General features: G+C 57.7%; 17 protein-coding genes. 6 read left to right on the plus strand and 11 right to left on the minus strand.

All coding sequences use genetic code 11. The features are described from left to right. Window positions 1–18 precede the first annotated feature (18 nt). Complete coding sequence (locus ACSBPU_RS02195; protein ID WP_442595189.1) at window positions 19–960, minus strand: LysR family transcriptional regulator; 942 nt, start codon at window positions 958–960, stop codon at window positions 19–21. Window positions 961–1,080: 120 nt separating this feature from the next. On the opposite strand from ACSBPU_RS02195, the gene ACSBPU_RS02200 reads away from it, so the two are divergent. From ACSBPU_RS02200 to ACSBPU_RS02220, 5 genes are read left to right on the plus strand one after another with little or no spacing between them, the layout of a single operon-like run. Beyond that, window positions 1,081–1,971, plus strand: a complete 891-nt coding sequence (locus ACSBPU_RS02200) for a TauD/TfdA dioxygenase family protein (RefSeq protein ID WP_442595191.1) — start codon at window positions 1,081–1,083, stop codon at window positions 1,969–1,971. A gap of 34 nt (window positions 1,972–2,005) precedes the next feature. Further along, window positions 2,006–3,076, plus strand: coding sequence for a mandelate racemase/muconate lactonizing enzyme family protein (locus ACSBPU_RS02205; RefSeq protein ID WP_442595193.1), 1,071 nt, complete (start codon window positions 2,006–2,008; stop codon window positions 3,074–3,076). 16 nt (window positions 3,077–3,092) lie between these two features. After that, window positions 3,093–4,073 (plus strand): Bug family tripartite tricarboxylate transporter substrate binding protein, encoded by a 981-nt coding sequence (locus ACSBPU_RS02210; protein ID WP_442595196.1) that lies wholly within the window; start codon window positions 3,093–3,095, stop codon window positions 4,071–4,073. Between the two features lie 35 nt (window positions 4,074–4,108). Beyond that, the gene (locus ACSBPU_RS02215; protein WP_442595198.1) at window positions 4,109–5,077 is read left to right on the plus strand and encodes a Bug family tripartite tricarboxylate transporter substrate binding protein; all 969 of its coding nucleotides are present in this window, start codon (window positions 4,109–4,111) and stop codon (window positions 5,075–5,077) included. Between the two features lie 40 nt (window positions 5,078–5,117). Further along, window positions 5,118–5,984: a fumarylacetoacetate hydrolase family protein gene (locus tag ACSBPU_RS02220; protein WP_442595200.1), complete on the plus strand. Its 867-nt coding sequence runs from the start codon at window positions 5,118–5,120 to the stop codon at window positions 5,982–5,984. Between the two features lie 50 nt (window positions 5,985–6,034). Here the strand turns inward: ACSBPU_RS02220 and ACSBPU_RS02225 are convergent, their stop codons facing one another. From ACSBPU_RS02225 to ACSBPU_RS02265, 9 genes are all read right to left on the minus strand, one after another. Then, window positions 6,035–7,510 (minus strand): amidase, encoded by a 1,476-nt coding sequence (locus ACSBPU_RS02225; protein ID WP_442595202.1) that lies wholly within the window; start codon window positions 7,508–7,510, stop codon window positions 6,035–6,037. Then, complete coding sequence (gene hutG, locus ACSBPU_RS02230) at window positions 7,507–8,355, minus strand: N-formylglutamate deformylase (RefSeq protein WP_442595204.1); 849 nt, start codon at window positions 8,353–8,355, stop codon at window positions 7,507–7,509. Before hutG ends, ACSBPU_RS02225 begins: the two co-directional genes overlap by 4 nt. Window positions 8,356–8,393: 38 nt before the next feature. Continuing rightward, the gene (locus ACSBPU_RS02235; RefSeq protein WP_442595206.1) at window positions 8,394–8,804 is read right to left on the minus strand and encodes a hypothetical protein; all 411 of its coding nucleotides are present in this window, start codon (window positions 8,802–8,804) and stop codon (window positions 8,394–8,396) included. 93 nt (window positions 8,805–8,897) lie between these two features. After that, window positions 8,898–10,352, minus strand: a complete 1,455-nt coding sequence (locus ACSBPU_RS02240; protein WP_442595208.1) for an aldehyde dehydrogenase family protein — start codon at window positions 10,350–10,352, stop codon at window positions 8,898–8,900. Beyond that, on the minus strand, window positions 10,349–10,975 hold the full coding sequence (gene ssuE, locus ACSBPU_RS02245; protein WP_442595210.1) for an NADPH-dependent FMN reductase: 627 nt from the start codon (window positions 10,973–10,975) through the stop codon (window positions 10,349–10,351). Before ssuE ends, ACSBPU_RS02240 begins: the two co-directional genes overlap by 4 nt. After that, window positions 10,972–11,769 (minus strand): ABC transporter permease, encoded by a 798-nt coding sequence (locus tag ACSBPU_RS02250; protein WP_442595212.1) that lies wholly within the window; start codon window positions 11,767–11,769, stop codon window positions 10,972–10,974. The genes ssuE and ACSBPU_RS02250 overlap by 4 nt, the downstream gene beginning before the upstream one ends. Window positions 11,770–11,805: 36 nt before the next feature. After that, window positions 11,806–12,594 carry an ABC transporter ATP-binding protein gene (locus ACSBPU_RS02255; RefSeq protein WP_442595214.1) on the minus strand — a complete coding sequence of 263 codons (789 nt, stop codon included), beginning with the start codon at window positions 12,592–12,594 and terminating at the stop codon, window positions 11,806–11,808. 35 nt (window positions 12,595–12,629) lie between these two features. Then, window positions 12,630–13,712 (minus strand): ABC transporter substrate-binding protein, encoded by a 1,083-nt coding sequence (locus tag ACSBPU_RS02260; protein ID WP_442595216.1) that lies wholly within the window; start codon window positions 13,710–13,712, stop codon window positions 12,630–12,632. Window positions 13,713–13,739: 27 nt separating this feature from the next. After that, window positions 13,740–14,846 carry an LLM class flavin-dependent oxidoreductase gene (locus ACSBPU_RS02265; protein ID WP_442595218.1) on the minus strand — a complete coding sequence of 369 codons (1,107 nt, stop codon included), beginning with the start codon at window positions 14,844–14,846 and terminating at the stop codon, window positions 13,740–13,742. Between the two features lie 201 nt (window positions 14,847–15,047). Between ACSBPU_RS02265 and ACSBPU_RS02270 the strand changes: the two genes are divergently transcribed. Continuing rightward, window positions 15,048–15,860: an IclR family transcriptional regulator gene (locus ACSBPU_RS02270; RefSeq protein ID WP_442595219.1), complete on the plus strand. Its 813-nt coding sequence runs from the start codon at window positions 15,048–15,050 to the stop codon at window positions 15,858–15,860. Between the two features lie 153 nt (window positions 15,861–16,013). Here ACSBPU_RS02270 and ACSBPU_RS02275 read toward each other — a convergent pair whose 3' ends face one another. Next, entirely contained in the window at window positions 16,014–17,006 is a 993-nt protein-coding gene (locus tag ACSBPU_RS02275) for a Bug family tripartite tricarboxylate transporter substrate binding protein (protein ID WP_442595220.1), read from the minus strand. Window positions 17,007–17,015 lie beyond the last annotated feature (9 nt).

Raw genomic sequence — 17,015 nt, forward strand, 5'->3', positions numbered from 1 at the left:
TGAGGGGGTCCTTGACAGTCACTCCGGGGTCAGACCCCGTATGGGGTCTGACCCCTCGCCATGCTGTACGCACAGGCGTATGAAGGCCTCCGCAATCGGCGAGGGGGACTGCGTCTTCAGGCACGATGCGCAGATCATGCGTGACAACTCCCCATCGGATATGACGCGGTAAGTTACCTTGGAGCGATCGTATGCATGGAAAAGCGAATACGGCAAGATGCCTACGCCGTGGCCTTGCGAAATGAAGCTGATCATCGAACTGACGCGCTCCACCTCGTACAGTATCTTCGCCTGGATGCCATGCCGTTGATACTCTTGCTCGATAAGCTGCCTGACATTGCTCGCGGCCTTCAGCGCGATTTGCTCGTAGCGCATGATCTGCCGCCACTGTACCGAATCGAACTGCGCCAGTGGATGGTCGTTGCGGCATACCAGTATGAGCCGGTCTTCGAACAAGGCATACTGAAGCAGGTCTTCGGCATCGGCTTTACGCGGAGTCAGTGCGACTTCCACCTTCTCGGCCCGCAGCATGCCGATGCACTGTTCAAATACTTCTTCATGCAACTGTACCTCGATGCGAGGATGTGCTTTGCGGAACTCTTTCAATGCCCCGGGCAAGAAACCGGACATGACCGACGGCGACGCCGCGATGGTGAGCGTTCCGACCTTGCCATCGATGATGTCGGACATGCGATCAAACGCATGATCGAAATCCGTCAGAAGCTGCTTTGCAATCAGCGCGAGCTCATGGCCGACGGGAGTAAGGGCGACGCTGCGCGTATGGCGGTCGAACAGACGCGTCCCCAGTGTTTCTTCAAGATTGCGGACGGTTGCGCTCAGGGAAGGCTGGGAAATATTCAGTTGCTCTGATGCCTTGCTGAAACTGAGGCCGTCGGCAACGGCGGCAAATACGTCAAGTTCACGAATCGTAATGCGTCGCCTGGGGTTATTTATTGGCATTGCCTATGCATACTTTTGAATAAACGATAAACCGCAAGTCAATATAGCACTATCCTTTTTCTTGATTTGAATCAAGTTCCGGCGCATGTATCCGAGCTGCGCCGTTTAAAGGAGATGACTATGACGACCGCAGGCAATGACACCATCGATATTGCAATTCATCCTTCCGGCGCGGCGCTCGGTGCTGATGTGGTGGGTCTGGATTTCAATCGGCCATTGAGCCCAGAAACGCTGCAAAGCATCAACCAGGCATGGACGAAGCATCTGGTGCTGCGTTTCAGGGGCATGGGGAAACTGAGCCCTGAAGCGTTGATTGAGTTCTCCCGCCATTTCGGCGAGCTGGACATGAGGCCGATCGCGACAGGCAGCCGCAGCCAGTTCTTGGAGGTGGATCGCCCCGAATTGACCATCATCTCCAATGTCGTCATCGATGGAAAGCCGATAGGGGGCCTGGGCGCATACGAGGCCGACTGGCATGCCGACATGACTTACGTGGAACGGCCTCCCAAGGGCAGCTGCCTGTATGCGGTCGAGCTTCCATCAAGCGGCGGCAATACCTATTTTTCGAATATGTACATGGCTTACGACACGTTGGATGAAAGCATCAAGAAGGAAATCGCATCGCTGACTTGCGTGCATGATGCCAGCCGCAACAGCGCGGGCGAACTGCGTCGCGGTTTCGAGGAGATTGATGATCCGCGCAAAACCATCGGCCCGTCTCACCCACTGATCAGGTCGCATCCCGTGAGCGGGAGAAAGTGCCTGTTGCTGGGCCGGCGGCGCAATGCCTACATCAACGGCTATACCCTGGAAGACAGTGAAAGGCTCCTGAACATGCTCTGGTCTCATGCCACGCAGGCCAAGTTCACCTGGGCCCAGGAATGGCAGCTTGGCGACATGATCATGTGGGACAACCGTTGCACGATGCACCGCAGGGACTCGTTCGACCCGTCGGCGCGCCGCATCATGTTCCGAACCCAGATTTCGGGCGAGCCCGTTGTGGCGGCGTGAGCCTGGCAGACGATCAACAGGCCCCAGGCATCAGATGAAAGTAGAAGAGATAACGTTGTACCAGGTTCGGGTGCCGCTGAAGGTTCCCTATGTGGTGTCCACCCGGACGATCACGGAGTTCGATCCCATCATTGTCAGTGTGCGGAGCGGCGATGGCGAGATCGGATGGGGCGAGGCCTTGATTGCGCCGGGTTACACGAGTGAAACAGTAGAGGGAGCCTGGCAATTCTGCGTGGACATCGCCGAAACGTTTGCCGGCAAGGGGGGCGTCGAGTTTCGAGCAGGAGTCACAGAGCGGCTGCCTGCGTCTCCCGGCGCGGCCAGCGCTTTGCTTGCTGCGCTGGACATGCTGGAGCACTCGCCCGTCCTGTTCACTGATAAAGCGCTACGCATTCCTTTATTGGCGCCATTGCAAGGTCATTCAGCGGCTGAGATCAACGATGAAGTCGATCGCTTGATCGAGCGGGGGTTCGCGACGTTGAAGGTGAAGGTGGGGTTCGACTGGAAGCAGGACCTCGATCGCGTCGAGCTTATACAGCGGGTGTCCGCGGGGCGTGTCAGCCTCAGGCTGGACGCCAACCGGAGCTTCCGCGAAGCCGATGCCATCGCTTTTGCTGAACGGCTGGATCCGGCGGATATTGAACTATTCGAGCAGCCTTGCGGATCGGCTGACTGGTCAGCCAATACCGCTGTGGCGGCCCGGTCAAAAGTGCCTGTCATGCTGGATGAATCGATATACGGCATGGACGATGTGCGCCGCGCAGCCATGATTGAAGGAGTCAAGTTCATCAAGCTCAAGCTCAAGAAGATAGGTAGCGTGGACATGCTTTGCGCCGCCTTGGACGAGATACGGAAACTGGGCATGACACCTGTATTGGGCGACGGCGTCGCGTTGGAAATCGGGTGCTGGATGGAAGCCTGCGTTGCTGCGTCCAAAATCGACAACGCGGGGGAAATGAACGGCTTCCTGAAGGCGCAAGACCGTTTCTTTGAAGAGCCCTTGCGCTTTGCCAGGGGGGCGGTGGAAATCCCCGCAGGCTTTCACCCTCGCATCAACCATGATGCATTAGCGCACTACACCACCCGCAGTAAAAGATATTCATAACAGAGAGAGTCGAGACATGAAGAGTCCTTTTAAAACCCTGCTGGCGGCCGGGTCCAGCATTCTGCTTATGACGTCGTCGGCCGTCGCATCAGCGAAGTATCCGGAAGCGCCCGTCACGTTCGTGGTGCCGGGTCCCGCCGGCAGCGGCACCGATGCGATCGGCCGATTGCTGGCCGATGAATTTTCTCGGATGTGGGGCCAGCCGGTCGTCGTCGAGAACAGGGCGGGGGCATCGGGCATGATTGGAACGCAGTACTTGCTGCGGGCCGCCCCCGACGGCTATACCATCTTGCTCGGACATGTTTCCACGCATTCCATTGTGCCGGCGGTGCGTCGTCCGGCGCCTTATCATCCGGTGAAGGATTTTGCGGCAATAGGGAAAATCGGAACGTCTTCCAATGTGCTTGTCGTGGCGGGAAACTCGCCCATCCGCACGCTGAAGGACTTGTCAGCTTTGGGAAGGAATGGCAACACCGTTTCGTACGGATCGCCCGGCGTGGGGTTGTCCCAGCACTTTAACGGCTTTACTTTCGGCCAGATCACGAAAACCGACATGCTGCATGTCCCCTACAAAGGCAGCGGCCCGGCCATGACTGATCTCATAGGAGGCCGAATCAACATGATGTTCGTCACGCCGCCCGCCGCCAAGTCGGCAGTGGATTCCGGCCAGCTCCGTGCCTTGGCGCAAACCTCGGAGCAGCGGCAGAAAGCGTTTCCGAACACGCCTACGTTCGCTGAACTGGGCATGCCGGAACTCACCAGCCTGTCCTGGTGGGGGTTGTTCGCCCCGGCAGGCACACCCGCCGAGGCGGTGCGCGTCTTGAATCAGTCCCTGGAGAAAACACTGCAGAAGCCTGAGGTCCAGCGTCAGCTTGAGGCGATGGTGATCGAACCTGCGGAGCCGGTTTCGCCCGAGGACTTCAAGGACTTCGTCGGGAGGGACTTCGAGGTATGGAATAAATTAGTGGAAGAATCCGGCATACGCATCCAGGGCTGAAGCCGTTCATCACGCGAAGACAAAGGAAGACAAATATGATGAAGAAAATGACCTGGATTGCAGGGCTTCTATCGCTCTGTGCACTGTCAACGGCTTATGCAAACGCTGATTATCCCAGCCGGCCTGTCAGTATTGTGGTTGCTTATCCTCCGGGCGGGGGCATTGATACGCTGGCGCGCCTGGTCAGCATCGAGCTCGGCAAAAGACTGGACCAATCGGTTGTCGTGCAGAACAAGCCGGGTGCCGCCGGATCCATAGGTACGGCGGCAGTCGCCCGGGCCGCACCGGACGGCTATACCTTCGTGCTCAGCGGCGCCAATGCCATCTTGAGTCCCCTGGTGGATCCGAATCTCTCTTTCCGGATACAAGACTTCGAGCCCGTGGCGCGGTTGACCGAGACGCCGTATGCATTGGCCGTGAGCCCCGGCTTGAAGGCGGATACGCTCAAGGATTTGATCGCGCTCAGCAAGGAAAAGCCCGGGCAGCTCAATTTTGCGTCCACGGGGCTGGGTTCGGTGCAGCACTTGCTGGGCGAGCTGTTTAAACAGAGGGCCCAGATCGATTGGCTTCATGTGCCGTACCAAGGCGGAGGGCCGGCGCTGCGGGAGCTGGCCGCAGGGCGGGTCCATGTCATGTTCAGCAATCCGATTCCGCTGGCGCCTTATCTCAAAGAAGGAACCATACAAGTGGCGGGCGTCGCGACGGACGATCGGATCTCGCTTCTGCCCGATGTCCCCACCATGGAGGAGCAGGGAATAGATGATTTCGACGTCAAGACCTGGGTAGGTTTGCTGGCTCCCGCGGGCACGCCGGAGGCGATCCGCAAGCGCATCAGCGATGAAGTCCAGCATGTCCTCGCGTTGCCGGAAATCAGAGAGGCGATCGAACAGCAGGGCAGTATTGTTTCATTTTTACCCGTTGGCAAGTTTGCCGAATTTCTTGAAAAGGACGAGGCACGCTGGATACGAATATTGGAGCAATCCAAGTTTTCATCAGCCATGTGATTGCATGGGCGGCGAGTGGGCCGCCATATCGGAGATAGCTTTGCGTTTGATTTCTTATTTGCATGACGGCAAACCGGCACTGGCCGCCGTCATGGATGGAGGGTTGTTGCCGCTACAGGATATTTGTCCCGCAGCGGACCTCATGGACTTATTGCAACGGGGCGATACCGCGCTGAATGAGTTGAAGCGGGTTCTGGCCTCGACGAAAGCGGGTGCTTCGTTGCAAAGCGATGACATTGCTTACGGCCCTGTTCTGAGCCGTCCTGGCAAGATCATTTGCCTAGGATTGAATTACGCCGACCATGCCGCCGAAGGCGGCCACGCTCGTCCCGGCTACCCAAGCTTTTTCATGCGCTCGGCTACCTCGCTCGTTGCGCATGGCATGCCCATGATTCGACCGCAGTGCTCCGGGCAGCTCGACTACGAGGCCGAACTTGCGGTGATCATCGGGAAGCGTTGCCGCCATGTGAAAGAAGCCGATGCGCATTCGGTCATTGCCGGCTATAGCTGCTTCAACGACGGCAGCATTCGCGATTACCAGAAGCGTACGCCCCAATGGACCGTGGGCAAGAACTTCGATGCGACCGGCGCCTTCGGACCGGTCTTCGTTACACCCGACGAACTTCCCGAGGGCGCGCAGCAATTGCGTATACAGACTCGCCTGAATGGCGCTGTCATGCAAGACGCCAATACCAGCGATATGCTGTTTCCGGTAGCAGAGGCCATTGCGCTGGTTTCCGAGTGCATGACTCTTGAGCCGGGCGACGTCATCGTCATGGGGACACCGGCCGGCGTGGGCGCCGCGCGCACTCCTCAGGTGTGGATGAAGGATGGCGATACGGTGGAGGTCGAGATCGAGCGACTAGGCGTCCTGCGCAATCCGATACGGGACGAGGTGCCGGCGTGAGGGGTCAGACCCCGTACGGGGTCTGACCCTATGAATGCCCACCGCTAAGATTAATCGTGTAACGCCGCTACGGCGTGTGCAGCCTGTGATTTCCACTTATTCTTTAGCATGGGCAGCCATGGGGAGGCGCGCTCCAGTTCTCCCGAAAGCCGCAGCACCACGTCGTCTTGTCCGAAATGACCAACGAGCTGGACGGCCACAGGAAGGCCTTCTCTGGTCCAGATCAGCGGCAAGCTGGCGGCGGGTTGTCCGGAAGCGTTAAGTATGGCCAGAAACGTCGTGTAATCCGCTACCCTGCGCCGGAATTCATGGAAGTCCCCGACGGGGTTCAATGATCCCAGCTTGGCCGGCAAGCTGGTCAATGTAGGTGTCAGAATGACGTCGAAGCCATGCATCCCAGACTCGATTTTTCTGCCCACCATATGGAACTCATTGATTGCCTGGACATAATGCGCACCGGAGATGGTCTTGCCTACTTCGTAGCCGTCCGCGATGGCGGGCTCCAAGTCGCCTTCTTCGAGCGGCCTGCCCAATTGCCTTAGGCGTGCATCTGCCAGCAAGACGATATTGGTCGCCAGCACCGTGGCGTGGGCGTGCACGAATTTCGAGTAGTCGAAGCCGGGAAGCGCCGCGTCGACGACCGTATGGCCCAGTTCACGGAGCAGCGATGCCGTTGCGTCGACGGCGGCGATGCATTCGGGCGCTATCGCTATTCCCTCCCATGCTTCGCGCCATACACCGATGCGCAAAGGCTGTGATTGGAGCGATGGATACGTGCAGGATAGGAATGATGCCTGTTTGGGTGGCGAGGCATAGGGGCCCCCGGGTTCGTATCCACCAACGGCGTCCAGGAGAGCAGCCGTATCGCGTACAGTACGGCTCAGCATGCCGTCCGACGCCATTCCACCCAGGCTCTCCCCGCGGTTCGGTCCCAGCGGCAGCAAGGTCCGCGAGGGTTTGAAGCCGAATACGCCGCAGCAGGCGGCGGGAATGCGTACCGAACCACCGCCGTCGCTGCCATGCGCCAGGGGCACGACGCCAGTGGCCACTGCCACTGCGGATCCTCCGCTCGACCCGCCCGCGGATCGGCTGATATCCCAGGGGTTCAATGTGGGGCCTCCGTTCGCCAGCGCTTCCGTTGTGGGTGCCATGCAAAGCTCCGATACGCGTGTTCTGGCGAACGGTATGAGTCCCGCCTTTTCAAAGCGTTCAACCAGCGTGGAGTTCTGCGCGTACTGGGTATCGGCGAACAGGCGCGAGCCTATGCTGGAGGGGAAGCGCTGGGCAGGAAGCCCGGAGTCCTTCAACAGGAATGGAAGTCCGGAGAAGCGTGTGGCGGGAGCGCCACGGTTCGATAGCTCCAGCGACTCTTCTATCCGCTCGTGGCATAGGATATTGAATTTTTCATCGGATTCTTGAGCAAGTCCAACCGCGCATTGCATGGTGTCAACCGCAGATATTTCACGCCGGCTGATCAGTTCGGCCAGATCCAGGCCGTCGAATTGTTTGTATTCTTCCCTGTTCATACATCATTAGCCCAAGTTTCTTTCGGGGTGCCGATCCAGCTCATAGCCTCTGTCAAGACCGTTCTTAGCACGCGCTGTATCGCTGCGGCGCGTTCGGGATTCCATGCTGGTGGCCAATTCCCTTCGTTTAGTCCGGATTGTGGTTCGTCCATATAGCTGCGGCATGCCAGCTCCATTTGCACGGCATGCACTCCGTCGGCTGGTCTACCGTGAGCTCGCGTAATCCAGCCGCCTTTGAACCGGCCGTTCAAGACACAACTGAACTCGCTCGCCTCGCAGATCGTCCGGATCATTTCCCCCAGGCCTGCTCCGCAGCTCTTCCCCTCGTTCGTGCCGATGTTCATGTTGGGCAGAATGCCGGGGAAGAGGCGCGGAATCGTCGAGCGTATCGAATGACAGTCGTATACGAGAATGGCGGGATGCAATTTTCGCAACCGGGAAATCTCCTGGCTCAATGCGGCATGATAAGGTTCGTGGAAGGCCTGGCGCCGCCGCTCTATATCGCTTTGCGAAGGTTCGAATCCCGAGCGGTACAGGGGAGCGCCATCGAAATCGCAGTCAGGGCAAAGGCCGGTGGTGGCCATACCCGGATACAGCGAAGTGCCGGACGGGTCGCGGTTCACGTCGATGACGGATCGGCTGATTTCTGTCCGTACGATGGTGGCGCCCATATCCTTCAGAAAGCCGTAGAGCTCCGGCATCCACCAGTCTGCATCGCGCGTGGCATGCCACGGCGAATCGAAGTCGCGCGCATACTCCTCCGGGATGCTCGTCCCGGCATGAGGGATGCTGCATAACAGGGGGCCATTGTCCCGCTGGACAATCAGCCAGTCGTCAATTTTCATGGTCGTTCAATGCTTCACTCAAGTCGGGTCATGCGGTATCACGAATTACGGCTGAAGCCTTGCGTGAAGGATTCAAACAGCGCAACGACTTTTTCGATGTCGGCTTCGCTGGTGAAGAAATGGTCTGCGGCGGCTCCGCACTGGGGGGCCGCCTTGAACCCGCGCCCGTTGATCGGCTCCAGCGCGGCCTTGATGAAGCCGGTGACGTCGAACGGTAAAGGTCCATCGGTGGAGACGACCTTCAGTGGGCCGAACTTTTGCCGCTCCAGATTCGGAGCGCCTTTGGCCAACCAGGTTGCGTCGTCGACCACGATGGAGTAGCCGGTCTGGTCGCGGATGAGCGCGCAGTATTTTCCTTGTGCGGCGTCCATCACGCTTAGAGCGCCGGCCGTTGCATCCTGGGGCAGGTCGATCAGCCAATAGCGTTCGGGCCAGACCTTCATCTTCATTTCTTTCCAAACGGTTATCGGGTCGTGTGCCATGGTTTCCTCTGTTGCTGAATAGGTGAGTATTAGTATCGTCTTTGGGAAGGTCGTGGACCTCTATCCCAGGTATACGGCTTTCTTGCGGCTGAAGAACTCTACGCCGTCTTCGGTCAGCTCATTGGGGCCGAGGCCGGATTGCTTCCAGCCTCCGGCTGGAGAATAAGGGTCCAGGCCGGGCGTGGCTTCGTTGATTTTCAGGACGCCTACGTCGAGATGGTCGATGGCGAATTGAATTGACTTGCTGCTGTCTGTGAAGATGGCCGCCGCCAGGCCGTACGGATTGTGATTGACGCTTTCCACCGCATTGGATAGATGATTGAAAGGGGCGCTGAGCAGGACCGGACCGAACAGTTCTTCGGTCCAGACCCGGTCGTGCGTATCGTCCGCCGTCAGGACGGTGGGCTCGATGTAGTTGCCGTGTGCCAACTCTTGAGACATGGGCGCCTCGCCGCCTTGCGCGATCTTCAGTCCGCGCAAGTTGAGGGTGCTGATGGAGGTGAGTAATTTGCGATGCTGTGCGCGCGTAATGAGCGGAGCGCAATTGGCGTTGATCTGCCGAGCGGACAAGCATTGGTACGCCGTGCTGGCGCGGGCCAGCGCATCATGGAACGCATCCATGACGTCGTGGTGCACCAGCAGTCGACTCAGAGCCGTGCACTTCTGTCCGGCAAACGAAAATGCGCCATAGGCGATTCTTTCCGCTGCATGCTGGATGTCGGCATCCGGCATGACGATTGCCGCATTCTTGCCTCCCATTTCGCATTGCACCGCCGCGCCTCTGGCTGCGGCGGCAGTGGCGATTTGCAGGCCGACGCGGGTGGAGCCGGTAAAGCTCACCGCTTGTATCTCTGTAGACTCGATCAGCCTCCTGGATAAGGTATCGCCTTTCTCCAGAAAAAAGTTGAATACGCCGGACGGCATGTCGGCATGTTCGAATGCTCGTGCCAAGGCGACCGAGCATGCGGGCGTCAGGCCGGATGGCCGCCAGATTACCGCGTTGCCTGCGATAAGGGCCGCGCCGAGCTTCTGGCATGGGTTGGATATTGGGTAGTTCCAAGGCGTAATGAGCGCTGCGATGCCGCGCGGGCGCTTTTCAGTCAGAACGCGTCCTTTGGCGTGGCGCAATGCGCCATGCGCTCCCCACTGTGCCCAATGAGCGAAGGTATCGAGGAACTCCGCTGCAGTGGCGACTTCCGCTTCGGCTTCGCCCATCGGCTTCCCGGCCTCGGCGTGAAGCTCTTGAGCTATTTTCCCGGCCTCGGCGCGAATGAACGCCGCAGCCTGAGTCAGCGCCCGGCCGCGTTCTACGACGGAAGTATGCTGCCAGCGCGCTTGCCCCGTTCGCGCCGCGGCAAGCGCGTCTGTCAAATCCTCGATTCTGGCGTTGCCGAAGCGGTGACCTACGATTCGATTGTCTTGAGGACGGGAGAGCGAGAAATAATCGCTCTCGTTGCACCGCCATTCTCCATCGATGTATGCGCTTATGCAGCTCAGGTCATTCATACTCTTCATCGTCCATGCCCCTCGTTCAGGGGGAGGAGACACCAAGCCGTCGAAACACGCTCCGGCCGAGGGTGTCCGAGCATCTTGTCCGCGGCGGGTGTGCCCAGCACGCATTGGAAGTGGTACAGCGTTTCCATCAATTGCGCATTGGCGCTTTCCTTGATGTGGAGCTGGCCGTTATCGTGAGTGATATCGGCTTCGGGCAGAAAGTAGCTTTGGATGATATGGCGGGCGCCCATTGACTGGAGAACCGGACGCAATGCATAGTCCAGTGCCAGTACATGGGCAATAGTGCCGCCGGTCGCAAGGGGCAGCACGGATTTTCCTGCCAGGGCGAACTGTGGAAGGATGTCGAGAAATGCCTTCAAGAGCCCCGAATAAGCGGCCTTGAAGATAGGCGTGGCGATGATGATGGCGTCCGCGTCTTCGACGGATTTGACGGCGCTGGCCACGTCCGCCTGATCCATTTGGCCGCTCAGCAAGGCGTCGCCGGGTATATCGCGCAGCTTGAGATGCGTGAACGCCAGATCCGCCGCTCCCATTTTATGTATGACGTGCTCGACGAACTTTGCTGTTTTGGAGCTGGGGGAAGGGCTGGCCGAAATGGCCAGGACTTTGGTGATCCTCGTCATGCCGCATTTCCTCTGGTCTTGCTGGTGGTGTTTCTCGAGCCGGTCTCCCAGAACAGGACGCGGCGCTGAACATACTGCATGGTCATGGTTGCCAAGGCTCCCATCAAGGCAAGCGTCACGATGCACGCAAACATAGTGGGCAGGTCGAAATTCAGCGACGCCGCCTGAATCAGGCTGCCCAGGCCTTGCTGGGAGGCCACGAATTCGCCGACCACGGCGCCCAGCAGCGACAGCACGATGGCGATCTGCAGGCCGGCGAATATGGCAGGCAGGGCCGAAGGCAGTTTGATGTCTTTGAATATCTGGAATCGTGTGGCAGAGAACGCCGTATACAGATCGATGAGTTCAGGACGGGCGCTGCGCAATCCGCTCACTACATTGACGAACATGGGAAAAAAACAAATCAGCGCCACCAGAACCACTTTCGACATCAGCCCGAAGCCGAACCACACCAGTAGCAACGGCGCCAGAGCGACCTTAGGCATGGACTGGAGGGCGACGACGAAGGGATAGACGGCCTTTTCCAGTAGTTTGTACTCGGCGACGAGGCCTCCGAGTACCAGCGCTACCGAACATCCCAGGATGAAGCCGAGCAGCGTCTCGGCCGCGGTGGTAAGCAAGTGAGGCCAAAGCAAGCCGGTGCTGTATCCGTGCCAAAAAGCTTTGAATACGTCGAGCGGTGGCGGCAGCAAGTAGTTCGGTACGCCAAACCACCGAACGGATATGTCCCACAGCGTCAGGACGAAGACGAGCGTACCCAAGGGCAGCAGAATATCAAAGTAGCGTGCTTTCATACAGTATTCGGATCCTTGTTCTTCATCACCGCGCACTCAGGCGGCATGGCTTTCCGGTGCGCTGAAGTGGCGGCGCAGATAGGCGCAGACTTCCGCATAAGCCTGGGTGGAGATGACGGTGTCGTTGCGAGGGCGCGGGAGGTCGATCTTGACGTTGTCTATGACTTTCGCGGGCCGGGGGGAGAGGACCAGGACTCTGTCAGCAAGGAACACCGCTTCCTGGATGGAGTGTGTGATGAACAGCACTGCCTTGTCTGTCTCCAGCCAGATGGTTTGGAGCTCTTCAGCCATTTGGTCTCTAGTCATGGCGTCCAGGGCCGCGAACGGCTCGTCCATCAGTAGCAGCCGCGGGTTGTGTACCAGGCCCCGCGCTATGCCTACCCTTTGCTGCATGCCCCCGGAAAGTTCATGTGGATAGTGTTTGGCGAAGTCCGCCAGCCCGACAAGCTTTAGAAGGCTCATGGCTTGATCCATGTAGGCCTTTTCAGGTTGGCGCAATGCGCGTATGGGCACTAGAACATTGTCCAGTACTGTCTTCCAGGGAAGAAGTACCGGCTGCTGGAATACGATTCCCACGTCGGAGCGCGGGCCGGTAATTTCGCTTCCGTCGAGAGACACAGTGCCTTTACTGGGTGCCAGCAATCCGGATACGATCTTCAGCAGAGTAGATTTTCCGCAACCAGAAGGACCAAGCACCGCTACGAATTCTCGTTCGTTCACATGCATCGATAGCTCATCGACCGCGCGCAGGATGCCGCGCGGGCTTTCATAAACAACAGAGAGTCCTTCTATCTGGAGCTGCCGTTTGGTAGGGAGGTCAGTCATAGGTAGGGTTGGTCCTTCGGGCTGTATAGGCTGTGTCAGTGGTTCTGGGCTTGCTTGACGACTTTGTCGACATCGAAGTCGTTATAGGCGGGCACCAACTCATTGGTGTAGAGCTTGTTGAACGGAATGTCCGTTACGGTGATTTCCTTGCCGGCTTCCAGTGCCGAAATGAGGGTCGACCAGTCTTTTTCGGAGAACTTGCCGTACTCATGCGCTTCGTTGTCATTGAAGGCCATCAGGTTCTTCATCCTGACTTGCAGCACTTCCGTTTCCCGTTGAAGCGTTTCCTTTTCCAGATCGGGACGTGGCTTCATGGCGGGATACGCTTCCCAGTACGACCTGATGCACGACTCGAGATTCGCATTGCAAGCGAGCGTGCCTTTGGTCAGGGCGCGACCGAAGCGAGCCACGAGATCCTTGTTTTTCTCAAAAAAGGCTTCGGTAACCGAAATGCCATGGCTTGATATGCCCTGATAGTCCTTGGGCGGGTCGACGCGACGAATGGGGATGCCATTCTGTTCCGCGCGAACGTGCGCTGTGTCGAACAGATTCAGGACGCCGATCTGCCCGGACTTCAGGGCGTCGAAGGCGGCGGATCCGGTTCCGACCCCCAGGAACTTGACGCTTTCGCTGGCAACACCTTGGCTCTCCAGCATGGCCCGAGACATGAATATGTTGCCGGACGTCAATGCCAGCACGCCGATCGTTGCGCCTTTCATGTCGGAAAGCTCGTTGATGGGCGAATCTTTCAGAACGGCGAACTCCCAGATGGAGTTCCTTAGATAGTTATAGGGAAAGATGATGGGATAGTTCGGTTTGCCCGGCTGGCGGGCGACGACCAGTGTTTCAAGGCTGGAGTAAGCGCCATGTATATTGCCGGCAAGGAGCTGGGGAACGATGACGCCGGAGCCTGTCAGGACCTGTATGGTCAGGTCTATGTTTTCGGCGTCCCAATAGCCCAGCGTCTTGGCATAGGTCAAGGGCGCGACGCCCGAATTGATGGCCGACGGCCACGCAAAAACGAACTTGTCCTTGGCTTGCGCTGCCGTGCCGGCCAAGCCGCCGATACCGACCAGGGCTGCAAACCCCATGGTCATCAGGCGTTTTTTTAGTTTCATGGTGCTTATCTCCAGTATTTGGTTGGCTTATTGTGTGTTCCAGGTGCTGCTGGGGGTCGATTGGGCATGCTCCCTCCAGGAATGCAGCTCGGGCAGAACTTCTTTGCCGATGAGCTTGAGCGCATTCTTGTTGTTTTCATGGCCCATGCCGTCGATCCGCCAGATCACGTCGTCGATGCCCATGTCATGCAGCCGGCGGGCGCGCTTGATGAGCTCATCCGGCGTGCCGGCCATGATGTAGGGGGAGGATTCGATCAGATAGTCGAGGTCATGCATGTTCTGGCGGATTTTCTCGATGGCCGCGAAGTACTCGTAACCTTCGGAGCGCTTGGCCAGCTTGGTCATCCAGTCCATGATTACTTCGATGAATCGGAGGGTGTTTTCCTTCGTGGTGGCCAGGGCGGTGGCGCGGTCGTTGTGGCAGTTGACACCGACGGAGAACAAGGCTTGCCGCGTGGTGATGGCGCCGGCGACGTTGCGCGCATTTCTTGCGCCCTTCCGATATGCATCGATGCAAGCTTGGGCATAATCCCAGCCCAATATGCTGAGGCCCGTCATCGCGCCCACACCCATGGCGCCCGCTTCTTCGTGCGATTCGATGCTGGTTGCGGACAGATGCACCGGAACGGGGCGGCGGCCCACCGGCCATGGCGACATCTTGCGAGGAGGGATTTTGTAGAACTCGCTGTCGTGTTCGAGCTTTTCCTGCGTGAAACCCTTGCCGATGATTTCCAGGTGTTCGTCCCGATATTCGCGAGTCAGTTTGGGGTCGACGTTGAACGCGTCCAGCGTGTAAGGGTTGTTGGACCGGGCACCGCCCAGCTCGGCGCGTCCGTTGGACAGCAGATCGAGCGTCGCCATTTGCTCGATCACCCGAATCGGATGGTTGTACGGCAGGAGATTGACCGATGCGATTCGAAGACGCAGGCGCTCGGTGCGAGCGGCCACGTACGGAAGGATGATTTCGGGCGATGACGTGATGGCTTCCCCACTGGCGAAGTGCTGTTCCGATACGGCATAGCCATCGAAGCCGCATTCTTCCGCCAATACGGCTTCGTCAACAGCCTCGCGCAGCCGCTGATGCCAGGATGTACCGCTAGGGCAAATGCCCTCGTGAAAGAGGATGACGTTCACACTGACTCCTAATTGCGATCAAATAATAAAATTCTTTATATAATGTTCCTGTTATAGGAACAGTGTTCCTTTAACTTGTGTGAATGATAAAAACAAACTCATCCAATGGACACTGGTGGTAACCCTTATGAACAGATATGGCTATAGTGGAATATTCAGAGTAAAGTGTTCCTATAAAAGGAACAGCTGGAGTTTCAAGCCGTGAATCAGATAAACAAGAAGAAGGAGAGCGCACCCGCAGATGCCACTTCGGGTAGCCAAGTCCTGACAAAAGGCCTTAGAGTTCTGACGCAAATCGCCCACGCGGGAGGAGAGGTCGGGGTACGTGAACTGGCGCGCGATACGGGCATGCCCGTCACCGTCGTTCACCGCTTGGTGCGTTCCCTGGTCGAGCAGAATTATCTGGAAAAGAATCAGGAAACGGGCAAGTACCGAATCGGATTCCAGGCGTTCGAAGTGGGCCGTACTTATCTGCGCTCGGCTCGTATCGAAACATGTGCCCCTCCAGTTCTGCGCAATATCGTAGAGGCGCACAACCTGAACGCATTCCTTGGCGTGATGCGAGACTTGAGCGTTGTTTACTTGATAGCCATACAAGAGTATGGCCACTACGACATCCGCATTGCGCCGGGCTCAGAGGTTCCTTTGGCGACTACAGCCATGGGCAAAGTATTGCTCGCGGACTTGAGCGACGACGAGATCATGCACAAGTTGGCGCAGTATTCTGAAAAGCGGTTTTCTGCCTTTGAATTGTCTGCGAGGGACGACATCATGGCAGAGATTTACCGCATACGGAAACAAGGGTATGCCGTGTCAGAAGACGGTTCGTTCCGAGGCACCATTTCAGTGGCGGCGCCGGTATATAACTTCACCGGCCGGGTCATCGCCGCTATAAGCGTAGGGCGGCCCACACGTGTCCAGCACGGACTTGAAGTGGAAGCTATGGTCGAGTCCGTAATGCGCGCGGCCGAAAGCATATCGTCCTGTCTCGGGGCGCGGCTCGGAGGCATGTGACGATAGAGCTGCGGTAAGCCGCTCGTAGAAACTTGCAGCGCGGTATATGGCTTCTCGTATGGGAATAGGATTGCCCCTTGTGGGGGAGCTAGGGTGTCAGACCCCGTATGGGGTCTGACACCCTAACAAGACACTGGGAACCGCCACGTTTCATCAGTTTGCAGAGATATTAGCTTCCGTTGCCGCCTTCGCCCATCGTTCACGCTCACTGGCAATGATCGCTTGCGCTTCTTTAGCGTCCGTGCCACGTACTTCCATCGAGTAGCTCTCAAGCATGGTTTTGATGTCCGTCTCCTTGATGGCATATTGTGCAGCTTCGCTTAGCGTGCGTACGACAGCGTCAGGTGTGGACGCGGGCACGCCAAGCGCATACCAAAGGTTTATATCGAAGTCTTGGTACCCCAGTGCTTGAAGCGGCTTTATCCCTGGCATTTGGGAAACTGTACGTGCGCTTGTCATGGCCAAGGCTTTTAGCTTGCCCGTCTTGAAATGGTCGCCGGCAGACAAGAGCCCTACAAAAATCGCATCAACCCGCCCAGCCGCCACGTCCAGGATGGCGGGGCTGACGCCTTTATACGGGACATGATTCAGACGTATTCCAGATTCGTTGGCGAACCGCTCGAACCCGAGATGCGAGACGCTTCCTATCCCCCAGGTTCCATACGTCAATTCGCCTGGACGCTTCTTTGCTAGCTCTATAAATTCCTCGACTGTATTGGCGGGAACCGAAGCGCTTACTGCGAAAACCAGAGGTTGCGCCGATAGGAACGAGACCTGCTTGAAGTCTTTTACGGGATCATAGCCGAGATCCTTGTAGATGCTCGGGTTGATAGCATGGGTGTCAGCCGTCTCCATGATAATGGTGTATCCGTCGCCCGAAGACTGGGCAACATAACGCGTTCCCATGGAGCCATTGGCTCCGGGCTTATTTTCAACGATCATGGGCTGGCCGAGCTTCTTGGACATGGCATCAGCGACTTTTCTCGCGAATACGTCGGTAAATCCGCCTGGCACCCAAGGTACGACAAGCCGGATGGGCTGAGAAGGATAGCTGCTTGCTAGCGCTAGCGGGGCAAGAAATACCGAACTTGCTGCCAGTGCGATCACAAGGAATCTACGCTGTATTGATCGAAATAGGGATTTCATCGGTTTGTC

The organism is Parapusillimonas sp. JC17 (assembly GCF_052180245.1).
In the GTDB taxonomy this organism is placed as follows: domain Bacteria; phylum Pseudomonadota; class Gammaproteobacteria; order Burkholderiales; family Burkholderiaceae_B; genus Parapusillimonas.

Coding starts and splice junctions, on each gene's coding strand:
- ACSBPU_RS02210 (WP_442595196.1), top strand. CDS start 3,093: ATGAAGAGTCCTTTTAAAACCCTGCTGGCGGCCGGGTCCAGCATTCTG.
- ACSBPU_RS02240 (WP_442595208.1), bottom strand. CDS start 10,352: ATGAAGAGTATGAATGACCTGAGCTGCATAAGCGCATACATCGATGGA.
- ACSBPU_RS02275 (WP_442595220.1), bottom strand. CDS start 17,006: ATGAAATCCCTATTTCGATCAATACAGCGTAGATTCCTTGTGATCGCA.
- hutG (WP_442595204.1), bottom strand. CDS start 8,355: ATGAAAATTGACGACTGGCTGATTGTCCAGCGGGACAATGGCCCCCTG.
- ACSBPU_RS02195 (WP_442595189.1), bottom strand. CDS start 960: ATGCCAATAAATAACCCCAGGCGACGCATTACGATTCGTGAACTTGAC.
- ACSBPU_RS02250 (WP_442595212.1), bottom strand. CDS start 11,769: ATGAAAGCACGCTACTTTGATATTCTGCTGCCCTTGGGTACGCTCGTC.
- ACSBPU_RS02225 (WP_442595202.1), bottom strand. CDS start 7,510: ATGAACAGGGAAGAATACAAACAATTCGACGGCCTGGATCTGGCCGAA.
- ACSBPU_RS02255 (WP_442595214.1), bottom strand. CDS start 12,594: ATGACTGACCTCCCTACCAAACGGCAGCTCCAGATAGAAGGACTCTCT.
- ACSBPU_RS02260 (WP_442595216.1), bottom strand. CDS start 13,712: ATGAAACTAAAAAAACGCCTGATGACCATGGGGTTTGCAGCCCTGGTC.
- ACSBPU_RS02205 (WP_442595193.1), top strand. CDS start 2,006: ATGAAAGTAGAAGAGATAACGTTGTACCAGGTTCGGGTGCCGCTGAAG.
- ACSBPU_RS02235 (WP_442595206.1), bottom strand. CDS start 8,804: ATGAAGATGAAGGTCTGGCCCGAACGCTATTGGCTGATCGACCTGCCC.
- ACSBPU_RS02215 (WP_442595198.1), top strand. CDS start 4,109: ATGATGAAGAAAATGACCTGGATTGCAGGGCTTCTATCGCTCTGTGCA.
- ssuE (WP_442595210.1), bottom strand. CDS start 10,975: ATGACGAGGATCACCAAAGTCCTGGCCATTTCGGCCAGCCCTTCCCCC.
- ACSBPU_RS02200 (WP_442595191.1), top strand. CDS start 1,081: ATGACGACCGCAGGCAATGACACCATCGATATTGCAATTCATCCTTCC.